Genomic DNA, 10,514 nt, shown 5'->3' with positions numbered 1-10,514 from the left:
TGCGCGCGCCCCCCGGCGCGTGCGGCCCGCCGCCCCCCCGCCGCCCGCCGGGCCCGAGCCGGGTCCGGCGGCTGCAACCCCGATCGTTCAGGCCGGCCTGCCGGTGCCGAGAGCGGCACCGGTCCGGTCGCGCCGCTGGCCGGCGCTGCTGTCGCTTCTGCTGCATGCCGGCATCGCCGTCGCCGCCGTCGTGCTGCGGCCGTCCGAACAGGCCGCCGCCGGGGGCGAGGAGGCGATCGTCGTCGAGTTCGTTCCCCCGGGCGATTCGGATGCCGACCGCATAGCCGCCGCCGGCCTCACCGCCCCGCCGGATGTGAAGCCCGCCGAAATCCTGCCGGAAACGCCGCCCGATCGGATCGCCGAGGCGAAGGCGCCCGAAGTCGTCGCCGCCGGCGCACCGGTACCCGAACCGCTGCCCGATCCTGAACCGCTGCCCGAACCCGCGCCGGAACCGCCGCCGGAGCCCGTCGTGGCTACGTTGCCGGAGCCGCCGGAGTCCGAACCGGCTCCACCCGAACCGATCGCGGCCGAACCGATCGCGACCGTCACCCCCGAGCCGCCGCCGCCCGCGCCGGATCCCGTTCCGCCGCCGCCGGAGCCCGCCGCGATCGAGGCTGCCCCGCCGCCGGAACCTCTGTCCGCACCGGTCGCGGAGGCGAGCGTGGCCGAGCCGCCGCCGTCCGTCATCGAACCGCCGCCGCCGGCGGAGCCCGAACCCGAGCCGAAGCCCGTCGCCGCCGAACCGCCGCCGCCGGAACCCGAGCCGAAGCCTGTCGCCGAAGCGCCACCCGACCCGGCTTTGTCGACCGTCATTACTGAGCCGCAACCGGTGGCCAGGCCGGCTCCGAAACCGGTCGTTCCTCCGGTGCCGGACGTCCGCAAGGCGCCGCCCAAGGCGCCGCGCCGAACCGCCGCCAAGGCGCCGGAAAGGCCGGTCGCGGCCCGCGGCCAGGCGACCGGCAAACCGGATACCCGGGATGCGGCCGACAGCCGGGCCGGAAGCGCGGCCTTGCGCGGCTCCGGCTTCGAGGGCGCTGCTGTCCTCGCCTCCTACAAGGCGCAGGTGCTCGCCCATCTGATCCGGCACAAGCGCTATCCGGATGCGGCCCGCGAACGCGGGACAGAAGGCCGCGTGCCGGTCGCCTTCGTGGTCGCCCGCGACGGTCGCCTGGTTTCGGCCGAACTGGTCGGCTCCTCGGGCAGCCCGGACCTCGACCGCGCCACGCTCGATACCGTCCGGCGTGCCGCCCCCTATCCGCAGGCACCCGATGGCGCCCCGGCCACCGCCACCTTCCGGACCCTCGTCCGATACGATCTCAGGTGAAAAGGAGACTTGAATGTATATCGCCATGAATCGCTTCCGCGTCGCTCTCGGTTCGGAGGCCGCCTTCGAAACTCACTGGCTGACGCGCGAAAGCCGCCTGGCCGAACTGCCCGGCTTCATCGCCTTCCATCTCCTGCGCGGCCCGGAAAAGCCGGACCACCGACTCTATTCCTCCCACACCGTCTGGGAGAGCTACGACGCCTTCGAAGCCTGGACCAAGTCCGAGGCCTTCCGCGCGTCCCATGCCCGGGCAGGCAGCTCGCCGGTCGCCTATCTCGGTCATCCGGAGTTCGAAGGATTCGAGGTCGTCCAGGAACTGACCAACGACCAGCGCAAGGAAGCCGCAGAATGACGGGACTTGCGGACATGACGTTCGAAGCGGTCGAAGCCAGGATCGACGCGGCCTTGGCGGCCGAGCCGGACGGCGTCATCGAACGGATTGCCGCGAAGGCCGGTACGACGCCGGGGGCGGTGCTCGCGCGCCTTCCCGGCCGCGACGCCGTCCGGCTGGACGGCGTCGATCTCGCTTCGGTCTGGAACGAACTGACCGGCTGGGGCGACGTGCTGGTGATCGTCCATACCGCCGCGGGCGTGTTCGAGATCGATACCGCCCTGATGCCGGGCACGGCCGGGCAGGGCTATTTCAACGTCGGTTCCGGCGCGGCCCTGCACGGCCATATCGCGGCCGGCCGCTGTGTCGCGATCTACTGTGTCGACCGGCTGTTCTTCGGCCGTCGCTCCTGCTCGATCCAGTTCGTCGACGAGGACGGCGCCATCATGTTCAAGATCTTCGTCAAGCGCAGCCCGGACCGGAGTCTCGATACGGCCCAACTCGCCCTGTTCGAAGCGTTGCGCGACCGGGCCGTCCCGGCGGCACACCAGCCGACCCTGGCGGCTCCGGCCGCCTGACGGGCGTGCAGCCGGGCGGCGGTCCCCGTTCCGCCGCCCGGCTTCGCGTCGTCCGAATGCCCGGCCGGATCGAGAGGTCAGGCTGTCGGTCTGACGGGGGCGGCCGGCGGAGTCTTGACGCCTGCCGCTGCGATCGCTCAGCCGAAGGGAAAGCGCGCCAGGACGCGGAAGCGGGCGGCCGGATCCGGCTGGACGAAGACGGTGAGCGCATCGACCGCAACCGGCGCCGCGATTGCGGCGAAACGGTCGGACAGGGCGGAGGCCAGTGCGGCACGCTCGGCATCGGCCAGACGGCCCGTCAGCGTCATGTGAAAGCGGAAGCGATCGAAGACATAGGGGTAGCCCCAACGGGCGAGATGATCGCGTTCGCGTTCGGACAGTCCCGCGCTCGCGCGCCGCGCCATCTCGGCCTCGTCCATGGCCGCCCGCCAGGGATCGAAGCGCTCGACGCAGGTATCGGCGAGATCGTGCAGGGATTGCGGGCGTCCCGCCACCGTAAGGGCAAGGAAGCCGCCGATCGCGTCGAGCCGGAGCTCCGGCAGTCCGAAAGGACGGCAACTGGCCGCGACGCGGGCGACGGCTTCGAGAAGGCCGGCCGCGTCCGTCGGATCGGCGAGGCGAAACGGCGGTTTCAGCGTGGCGTGGAAGCCGTAGCGACGGGGTTCGGCGGTGATCTCCCGAAGCCGCTCCGGCGAAAAGCCGGCAACCTCCGGAATCGGCTGGTCGGCACCGGTCGCCGCGTCATAGCCGATTGCCGCCGAGCCGAAGCGCCACAGGGCGGTTTCCGGGGCCGGGGCGAAATAGATCGCATAGCGGGCAGCAGCGACCGGGGCAGCCATGGTCAGACCCTTTCGAGCGGCCGATGCGGCGGATCGGGCAGCACGACCCGGACCGTATCGTCCGGCGCGACCGCTCCGGCCGTCTCCACCACCGCCATGATGCCGGCGCGGCGGTTCAAACTGCCGTCGGGCCGGCGCACTAGAACCTGGCCGAGCAGACCCGCCTGGAAGTCCTCGATCTGCTGGCAAGGATTGCGCAGACCGGTGATTCGGAGCGTGGCCCCAGACGGGAAGACCAGGCGCGCATCGACGGGGAGCGCAATCAGATCGAGGCCGTGCGTGAGAATGTTCTCGCCCAGATCGCCCGGCGCGACCGGATGACCGGCCGCCGCGAGTTCGTCGAGCAATTCGGCCGCCAGCAGATGCACCTGGCGCCAGTTCGGCGCGGTCGGGTCGACCCGGACGCGGGAGCGATGCTTGACGGTCGCACCCGCATGGGCGTCGCCGGCGACGCCGAGCCCGGCGACAAGTTCGATCTGCGGCTGCAGTGCCTTCGAGAAGCCGTGCACCGGGCTCGCCGCGACCGCCACCACGCGGGGTGCGCTCCCAGGCCTATCCACATCACCGTTCACGCCACGCGCCGCCCCAACCGGTAGACCTCCCGCACGACCGGATGATCGCCGTGCAGGGCGACGCGGACAAGATCGCCGCGCTTGCCGGGCGCGATCTCGCCGCGGTCGTCGAGCCCGGCCGCCCGGGCCGGGCCGGCCGTGACGGTGCGGATGGCGCCGGGCAGACCGCCCATGGCGGCGACGCCGGCCAGACCGAAGGCGCCCTCGATCAGGCTGACCGGGACATAGTCGGACGACAGGATGTCGAGCAGACCGGCCTCGGCCAGATCCAGCGCCGACACGTTGCCGGAATGCGAGCCGCCGCGGACCACGTTGGGCGCGCCCATCAGCACCGCGACGCCGGCCTCGTGCGAGGCGCGGGCGGCTTCGAGCGTGGTCGGGAATTCGGCGATGGCGACCCGGTCGGCGAGCGATTCGGCGACATGGTCCTCGGTGGTGTCGTCATGGCTGGCCAGCGCGACGCCGGCCTCATGGGCGAGAGCGACCAGCGCCCGGCGGTGCGCGTCGTGATGGCGGTCGTGCAGTGCCTTGCGGCCGGCGATATAGACGTCGAGCTCGGCCTCGGTCTTGCTGGCCTTGCCGCGGTAGTAGTCGCGCAGCTTCTGCTCGTCGCGGAACTGGCGCTGGCCGGGCGTGTGGTCCATCAGACTGATCAGGCGGACATCGAAGCGCTCGACATAGTCGCGCGCCATCTCGACCACGTCGTGCGAGCAGATCTCGCAGCGCAGATGGGTGTGATGGTCGGCGCGCAGCAGCCCCGTCGTGCGCGCGTGTTCGATGCCTTCGCCGAGCGCGAACAGGCCGCCGGCCAGCGAGTTGCGGTCGCCGTCGGAGCCGGCGCGCAGGCTGTCGAACACCGTCGTGATGCCGGAGGCGGCGATCTGCGCGTCATAGGCGATCACGGCCGAGAACGGCTTCCAGAACACCTTCGGGCGCGGCGAATAGTGCGGCTCCAGATGGTCGGTATGCAGTTCGACCAGACCCGGGATCAGCACGTCCGCCCCGCAATCGATGGCGCCGGACAGGACGCGCCCCTCCTCGATCGCCACGATGGTGCCGTTCTCGACCACCACCGTCCCGTCGGTCTCGCGGTCGGCGAGCACGATGCGGCGGGCGGCGAGGGCGGTCGAGCCGCGTGCCTCCGACGGCTCGGTTCTCTTCAGCATGACGGTGTCGGGCTCCTCATCGGATGGGTTCACGCCGCCGTGGCGACCGCGAAGGCGGTCACGTCGACGATCCGGTCGGCGACGCGGTCGCGCACGTCCTCGTCGTGGAAGATGCCGATCAGCGCCACGCCGCGCCGCTTCTTGTCCGCGATCAGGTCGACCACGGCAGCGCGATTGCGGGCGTCGAGCGATGCGGTCGGCTCGTCGAGCAGCAGCACCGAATGGTCGCCGACGAAACCGCGGGCGATGTTGACGCGCTGCTGCTCGCCGCCCGAGAAGGTCGCCGGCGGCAGGCTCCAGAGCCGCTCCGGCACGTTGAGCTGTGCGAGCAGGCCGCGGGCGCGGATCTCCGCCTCGCCGGCCGGGACGCCCTGGTCGCGCGCGGCGGCGACGACCAGATCGAGCGCCGAGACGCGCGGGATGGCGCGCAGGAACTGGCTGACATAGCCGAGCGTGGTCTGTCGCAGGCGCACGATGCGGCGCGGCGCGGCGCTGGCCACGTCGACGGTTTCGTCCCGATCGCGCACCAGGATGCGGCCGGCATCGCAGCGATAGTTGCCGTAGATCATCTTCAGGATCGACGACTTGCCGGCACCCGACGGGCCGCCGAGCACGACGCATTCGCCGGCCGCCACCTCCAGGCCGACGCCGGAGACGACCGGCAGCACCTTGCCGTCCTGCAGGTGCATGACGAAGCTCTTGGAGACCCGTTCGAGGCGCAGCATCACGGTCATGTCAGCACCGAGGCGACGAGAAGCTGGGTATAGGGCTCGCGCGGGTCGTCGAGCACCTGATCGGTCAGGCCCGTCTCGATCACCCGGCCGTGGCGCATGACCATGATCCGGTGCGACAGCAGCCGGGCGACCGCCAGATCATGGGTGACCACGATGGCGGCGAGGCCGAGATCGGCGACAAGGCCGCGCAGCAGATCGAGCAGCCGCGCCTGGACGGACACGTCGAGCCCGCCGGTCGGCTCGTCCATGAAGACGAGGCGCGGGGCGGTGACCAGATTGCGGGCGATCTGCAGGCGCTGGCGCATGCCGCCCGAATAGGCGCGCGGCGTGTCGTCGATCCGGCTTTCGTCGATCTCGACCCGGCCGAGCCAGTCGATCGCGGTTTCGCGGATGCGGCCGTAGTGCCGCTCGCCGACCGCCATCAGCCGCTCGCCGACATTGCCGCCGGCCGAGATGCCCATGCGCAACCCCTCGCGCGGGTCCTGATGCACGAAGCCCCAGTCGGTCCTGAGCAGGAGCCGGCGCTCCGCTTCGTTGAGCAGGAAGAGATCGCGGGTGACGCCGTCGCGCATCCGGTATTCGATCCGTCCGGCACTCGGTTCGGCCCGGGTCGACAGCACGGAGAGCAGCGTCGACTTGCCCGAGCCGGATTCGCCGACCACGGCCAGCACTTCCCCGGCATGCAGGTCGAAGGTCACGTCCTGGCAGCCGATGCGGTGGCCGTAGAGCTTGGTGACGCCGCGCGCCACCAGGAGCGGGGCTTCGTCACTCTGCATGGCGTCCCCCCTCCGCGGCGGCGATCGGCGAGGCCATCGTGCCGCGATGGCCGGCCGCCTGTCGGCTTTGGCAGTGGTCGGTGTCCGAGCAGACGAACATCCGCCCGCCGCGGTCGTCGAGCACCACCTCGTCGAGATAGACGCCCTGCGCCGCACACAGCGCGCAGGGCTGGTCGAAGCGGTTGACCTCGAAGGGATGATCCTCGAAATCGAGGCTGACCACCTCGGTATGCGGCGGCACCGCATAGATGCGCTTCTCGCGGCCGGCCCCGAACAGCTGCAGGGCGGCGGAGCGGTGCATCTTCGGGTTGTCGAATTTCGGCGTTGGCGACGGGTCCATCAGGTAGCGGCCGGCGACCATCACCGGATACGCATAGGTGGTCGCGATATGGCCGTGGCGGGCGATGTCCTCGTAGAGCTTGACATGCATCAGGCCGTATTCGGCCAGCGCATGCATCCGGCGCGTCTCGGTCTCGCGCGGCTCCAGGAAGCGCAGCGGCTCGGGGATCGGCACCTGGTAGACCAGCACCTGGCCAGCCTGGAGCGGGGTCTCGGGGATGCGGTGGCGGGTCTGGATCACGGTCGCCTCGGCGGTGGCCGTGGTGGTCGCCACGCCGGCGGTCTTCTGGAAGAACTTGCGGATCGAGACCGCGTTGGTGGTGTCGTCCGAGCCCTGGTCGATCACTTTCAGCACGTCGTCGCGGCCGAGGATCGAGGCGGTGACCTGCACGCCGCCGGTGCCCCAGCCATAGGGCATCGGCATCTCGCGGCTGGCGAAGGGCACCTGGTAGCCCGGGATCGCGATCGCCTTCAGGATGGCGCGGCGGATCATCCGCTTGGTCTGCTCGTCGAGATAGGCGAAGTTGTACGCGGCTGCCGTCATTCCGCGGCCTCCCGATCGAGGGTGGCGGCCGTGGCGGCCTGTTGGGCCGCTTCTGCCTGCGCGGCGGCTTCTGCCGCCTGCTCGCGCCGCATCTGGCGGACGAGGCCGAGTTCGGCCTGGAAGTCGACATAGTGCGGCAGCTTCAGGTGCTCGACGAAGCCGGTCGCCTGGACGTTGTCGACATGGGACAGGACGAATTCCTGATCCTGCGCCGGCGCCCCGGTCTCCTCGCCGAGATCCTCGGCCCGGAGCGCCCGGTCGACCAGCGCCATCGACATGGCCTTGCGTTCGAGCTGGCCGAAGGTCAGCCCGTAGCCGCGCGTGAATTGCGGCGGCACGGTCGCCGAACCCTTGAACTGGTTGACCATCTCGCATTCGGTCACGCGCAGACGACCGAGCGGCACGGCGAAGCCGAGTTCCTCGGCGAAGAACTCGACCTCGACATCGCCGATGCGGATCTCGCCTGCGAAGGCGTGGGTGCGGCCGTAGCCGCGCTGGGTCGAATAGCCGAGCGCGAGCAGGAAGCCCTCGTCGCCGCGGGCGAGCGCCTGCAGGCGCAGATCGCGCCCGGCCGGGAAGGCGAGCGGTTCGCGGGTCAGGTCGGCGGGCTCCGCCGTCCGGTCCGGATTGGCTTCGATCAGGCCCTCACCGTCGAGGAGCGCGGTGACATGCGGGGCCGGCTCGAGCGCGCGGGCGGCCTCCGCCGGGGCTTCCGGCTCCCCGCCCGTGGCCAGATCGAAATCGATCAGCCGATGGGTGTAGTCGAAGGTCGGGCCGAGCACCTGGCCGCCGGGGAGATCCTTGTAGGTCGCCGAGACGCGGCGGACGACCCGCATGGCAGCGGTGTCAATCGGCTCAGAGCAGCCGAAGCGCGGCAGGGTGGTGCGATAGGCGCGGACCAGGAAGATCGCCTCGATCAGGTCGCCGCGCGCCTGCTTGATGGCGATGGCGGCGATCTCCGGATCGTAGAGCGAACCCTCGGCCATCACGCGGTCGACCGCTAGGGAAAGCTGTCCGGCGATCTGCTCGGGCGCGATCTCCGGCACGGTCGGGTCGCCGCGGCGTTCGTGGGCGAGCAGGCGATGGGCATTGTCGATCGCCCGCTCGCCACCCTTGACGGCTACATACATGCCGCATCCTCCGTGACGCGCGTGGACCGCGGCAGGCCGACGACGGTGTCGCCGGCGACCAGCAGCAGGTCGACCCCGCGCGGAAACATGCCGTGATTGGCGGAAAGTGCCGAAGCGAGGCCGGGAATCTCAGGTCGGATGCCGAGCCGGCGCCGACTCGCGATGCCTGGACCGACGAGCTCCAGCGGTCCCTCGGCAGACAGCGTCTCGACCTGGAGTATCAGCGTCGTGGAACGATCCGGGTAGTCAAGCGTGCCCTGCGCGAAGGCCGCGAAGCCCGTGAAGGCCGCCGGTTCGGTGATCACTCCGAAGGCCGCGCGGCCCGCATCGGCGACGATCGGCGCGCCCGTCTGGAACCGGAGGAAGTCGGCTAGACCTTCGACGGCGAGCGCGGCCGGATCGAGCCAGATCGGCGTTTCGAAGTCGGCCAGGGCCAGCAGCAGCGCGGCCGTGGCCGGCTGCAGCGGCGCAGGCGCCAGCAGGGCGGGCTCGACCATTTGGGCGAGGCCCGGTTCGGCAAAGGCCCGCATGGCAGCCCGGAAGGTGGCCTGGGCTTCATGCACCGGGTTCTCGAACCCGGCGGCGGACACGATGGCGGTCATGTCGATCTCAATCCTCGCCGCGGACCATGGTGAAGAAGTCGACCCGGGTTGCGGCGGCCCGGCGGGAGGCTGCCTCGTCCGCCGCCGCCAGCCTGGCCTCGACGGCGGTGACGAGTGCCGCCTCGATCGCGGGGCGGCGGGCCGGGTCCTGCCAGAGTGCGTCGGCGATCGCGGCCAGCCGGGCAGCGTCGGTATCGCGGCCGAGCCGATAGGCGTGACCGGTTCGCCCGCCATCGAGCCGGACGCTCGCCCGGGCTACGGTCGCCTCGCCCAGATTGAAGGCGGGTCCATCGCCGCCGATCCGGCCGCGCACCATGACGAGACCGGCCGCCGCCGGGCGCAGGTCACGCGCCTGCGCGATCGCGTCCGCATCCAATGCAACGGCCAGTTCGGCTGGGGTTGCGGCCGCGAAGGCCGCCATGGCGCGGCGGCGCGCAGTTGCATCGGAATCGATGTCGGAACCAGTCATCGCCCTCTCCGTTCGGCGCGACGGGTGTGCCGCCTTGCCATGACGATGCGATGACGCCCGGGATGTTTCAGACCGCCCGGCGCTCGCCGATGATGGCGAAGCGCAGGCGCTGCGACAGCATGTCGATCACCGCGACGGTGACAAGAACCATCAGCACCAGGAAGGAGACCTGCTGCCATTCCAGCGTCCGGATGGCCTCGGACAGATGCAGGCCGATGCCGCCGGCCCCGACGATGCCGATGATGGTTGCCGAGCGGGTGTTGGATTCGAAGTAGTAGAGCACCTGGCTCAGGATCACCGGCAGGATCTGCGGCAGGATGCCGAAGCGGACGGCGTGCAGGCGCGAGCCGCCGGCGGACAGCACGCCCTCGACAGGCTTGCGGTCCGCGGTCTCGATCGCTTCGGAAAAGAGCTTGCCGAAGGCGCCGAAATCCGACGACATGATCGCGAGCACCCCCGCGAAGGGGCCGAGGCCGACGACGTTGATCCAGATCAGCGCCCAGATCAGCGTGTCGACGCCGCGCAGCGTATCGAAGGTCCGCCGGGTGACGAAGCGCACGAGCCAGACCGGGACCGCATTGCGCGCGGCCAGGAAGCCGAACGGAAAGGCCAGCGTGGCGGCGATCAGGGTGCCGAGGAAGGCGATCGCCAGCGTCTCGCCGAGGGCATGCACATAGAGCGCCAGCTTGGAGGACGATCCCCAGTCGGGCGGCAGCATCAGCTTGGCGAAGACGCCGAGTTGCGACATCCCGGCCGCGATCCGCGCGATCGAGAAGCCCATCACGCCGAGGCCGACGATCACCAGCGAGACCAGCAGGCCGAAGACCAGGAGCGTCTGGGCCCGGCTCGATCCGGATGCCCGAAAGGCATCGACGATCACGAACAGGACATAGAGCAGGAACGGCACCGCCGCCGCGAAGGCGAGCGGGGCGATCACGCGCGTGACGATGGCGCCGAGGCCGGACGCCATGGCCCCTCCAGCCGCCGCAAGATCGCCGGCGAAGAGCGCGGAGATGGCCGCCACAAGGCCCTGCCCGGCCTCGCCCAGGCCACCGGCGACCGACTGGCCGGCCCCCAGGACGGCAAGGCCGAGCCCGACGGGCGTGATCC

At 70.8% G+C, this 10,514-nt stretch carries 13 protein-coding genes; 3 read left to right on the top strand and 10 right to left on the bottom strand.

Annotation, left to right across the window (positions count from 1 at the left end; genetic code table 11):
* The 3 genes from KL771_RS09985 to hutX form a co-directional block, all read left to right on the top strand.
* Nucleotides 1-1,324 (top strand): energy transducer TonB (locus KL771_RS09985; RefSeq protein WP_261968386.1); only part of this gene is annotated, 1,324 nt, incomplete at its 5' end.
* A 13-nt stretch (nucleotides 1,325-1,337) separates the two neighbouring features.
* Entirely contained in the window at nucleotides 1,338-1,676 is a 339-nt protein-coding gene (locus KL771_RS09980) for an antibiotic biosynthesis monooxygenase family protein (RefSeq protein ID WP_261968385.1), read from the top strand.
* Nucleotides 1,677-1,690: 14 nt separating this feature from the next.
* On the top strand, nucleotides 1,691-2,233 hold the full coding sequence (hutX, locus tag KL771_RS09975) for a heme utilization cystosolic carrier protein HutX (RefSeq protein ID WP_261968384.1): 543 nt from the start codon (nucleotides 1,691-1,693) through the stop codon (nucleotides 2,231-2,233).
* Nucleotides 2,234-2,370: 137 nt separating this feature from the next.
* On the opposite strand, the gene KL771_RS09970 is transcribed toward hutX, so the two are convergent.
* From KL771_RS09970 to phnE, 10 genes are all read right to left on the bottom strand, one after another.
* Nucleotides 2,371-3,072 carry a DUF1045 domain-containing protein gene (locus tag KL771_RS09970; RefSeq protein ID WP_261968383.1) on the bottom strand — a complete coding sequence of 234 codons (702 nt, stop codon included), beginning with the start codon at nucleotides 3,070-3,072 and terminating at the stop codon, nucleotides 2,371-2,373.
* Nucleotides 3,073-3,074: 2 nt separating this feature from the next.
* Entirely contained in the window at nucleotides 3,075-3,605 is a 531-nt protein-coding gene (locus tag KL771_RS09965; RefSeq protein ID WP_261968382.1) for an MOSC domain-containing protein, read from the bottom strand.
* Between the two features lie 35 nt (nucleotides 3,606-3,640).
* Nucleotides 3,641-4,810: an alpha-D-ribose 1-methylphosphonate 5-triphosphate diphosphatase gene (locus KL771_RS09960; RefSeq protein ID WP_261968381.1), complete on the bottom strand. Its 1,170-nt coding sequence runs from the start codon at nucleotides 4,808-4,810 to the stop codon at nucleotides 3,641-3,643.
* A 29-nt stretch (nucleotides 4,811-4,839) separates the two neighbouring features.
* Nucleotides 4,840-5,544 (bottom strand): phosphonate C-P lyase system protein PhnL, encoded by a 705-nt coding sequence (gene phnL, locus KL771_RS09955; RefSeq protein WP_261968380.1) that lies wholly within the window; start codon nucleotides 5,542-5,544, stop codon nucleotides 4,840-4,842.
* The gene (phnK, locus tag KL771_RS09950; protein ID WP_261968379.1) at nucleotides 5,541-6,320 is read right to left on the bottom strand and encodes a phosphonate C-P lyase system protein PhnK; all 780 of its coding nucleotides are present in this window, start codon (nucleotides 6,318-6,320) and stop codon (nucleotides 5,541-5,543) included. Before phnK ends, phnL begins: the two co-directional genes overlap by 4 nt.
* Nucleotides 6,310-7,203, bottom strand: coding sequence for an alpha-D-ribose 1-methylphosphonate 5-phosphate C-P-lyase PhnJ (locus KL771_RS09945; protein ID WP_261968378.1), 894 nt, complete (start codon nucleotides 7,201-7,203; stop codon nucleotides 6,310-6,312). Before KL771_RS09945 ends, phnK begins: the two co-directional genes overlap by 11 nt.
* Nucleotides 7,200-8,333 (bottom strand): carbon-phosphorus lyase complex subunit PhnI, encoded by a 1,134-nt coding sequence (locus KL771_RS09940; protein ID WP_261968377.1) that lies wholly within the window; start codon nucleotides 8,331-8,333, stop codon nucleotides 7,200-7,202. Before KL771_RS09940 ends, KL771_RS09945 begins: the two co-directional genes overlap by 4 nt.
* On the bottom strand, nucleotides 8,324-8,935 hold the full coding sequence (gene phnH, locus KL771_RS09935; RefSeq protein ID WP_261968376.1) for a phosphonate C-P lyase system protein PhnH: 612 nt from the start codon (nucleotides 8,933-8,935) through the stop codon (nucleotides 8,324-8,326). The genes KL771_RS09940 and phnH overlap by 10 nt, the downstream gene beginning before the upstream one ends.
* 7 nt (nucleotides 8,936-8,942) lie before the next feature.
* Nucleotides 8,943-9,404, bottom strand: coding sequence for a phosphonate C-P lyase system protein PhnG (gene phnG, locus KL771_RS09930; protein WP_261968375.1), 462 nt, complete (start codon nucleotides 9,402-9,404; stop codon nucleotides 8,943-8,945).
* Nucleotides 9,405-9,471: 67 nt separating this feature from the next.
* On the bottom strand, nucleotides 9,472-10,281 hold the full coding sequence (gene phnE / locus KL771_RS09925) for a phosphonate ABC transporter, permease protein PhnE (RefSeq protein ID WP_261968549.1): 810 nt from the start codon (nucleotides 10,279-10,281) through the stop codon (nucleotides 9,472-9,474).
* Nucleotides 10,282-10,514: the final 233 nt, after the last annotated feature.

The sequence above is a fragment of the Prosthecodimorpha staleyi genome, assembly GCF_018729455.1.
In the GTDB taxonomy this organism is placed as follows: domain Bacteria; phylum Pseudomonadota; class Alphaproteobacteria; order Rhizobiales; family Ancalomicrobiaceae; genus Prosthecodimorpha; species Prosthecodimorpha staleyi.
The sequence above is the reverse complement of the archived record's forward strand: the minus strand, read 5'-3'. Positions and strand labels throughout refer to the sequence as shown.

Coding starts and splice junctions, on each gene's coding strand:
- phnK (WP_261968379.1), bottom strand. CDS start 6,320: ATGCAGAGTGACGAAGCCCCGCTCCTGGTGGCGCGCGGCGTCACCAAG.
- KL771_RS09960 (WP_261968381.1), bottom strand. CDS start 4,810: ATGCTGAAGAGAACCGAGCCGTCGGAGGCACGCGGCTCGACCGCCCTC.
- phnH (WP_261968376.1), bottom strand. CDS start 8,935: ATGACCGCCATCGTGTCCGCCGCCGGGTTCGAGAACCCGGTGCATGAA.
- KL771_RS09970 (WP_261968383.1), bottom strand. CDS start 3,072: ATGGCTGCCCCGGTCGCTGCTGCCCGCTATGCGATCTATTTCGCCCCG.
- KL771_RS09945 (WP_261968378.1), bottom strand. CDS start 7,203: ATGACGGCAGCCGCGTACAACTTCGCCTATCTCGACGAGCAGACCAAG.
- KL771_RS09980 (WP_261968385.1), top strand. CDS start 1,338: ATGTATATCGCCATGAATCGCTTCCGCGTCGCTCTCGGTTCGGAGGCC.
- hutX (WP_261968384.1), top strand. CDS start 1,691: ATGACGTTCGAAGCGGTCGAAGCCAGGATCGACGCGGCCTTGGCGGCC.
- phnL (WP_261968380.1), bottom strand. CDS start 5,544: ATGACCGTGATGCTGCGCCTCGAACGGGTCTCCAAGAGCTTCGTCATG.
- phnG (WP_261968375.1), bottom strand. CDS start 9,404: ATGACTGGTTCCGACATCGATTCCGATGCAACTGCGCGCCGCCGCGCC.
- KL771_RS09940 (WP_261968377.1), bottom strand. CDS start 8,333: ATGTATGTAGCCGTCAAGGGTGGCGAGCGGGCGATCGACAATGCCCAT.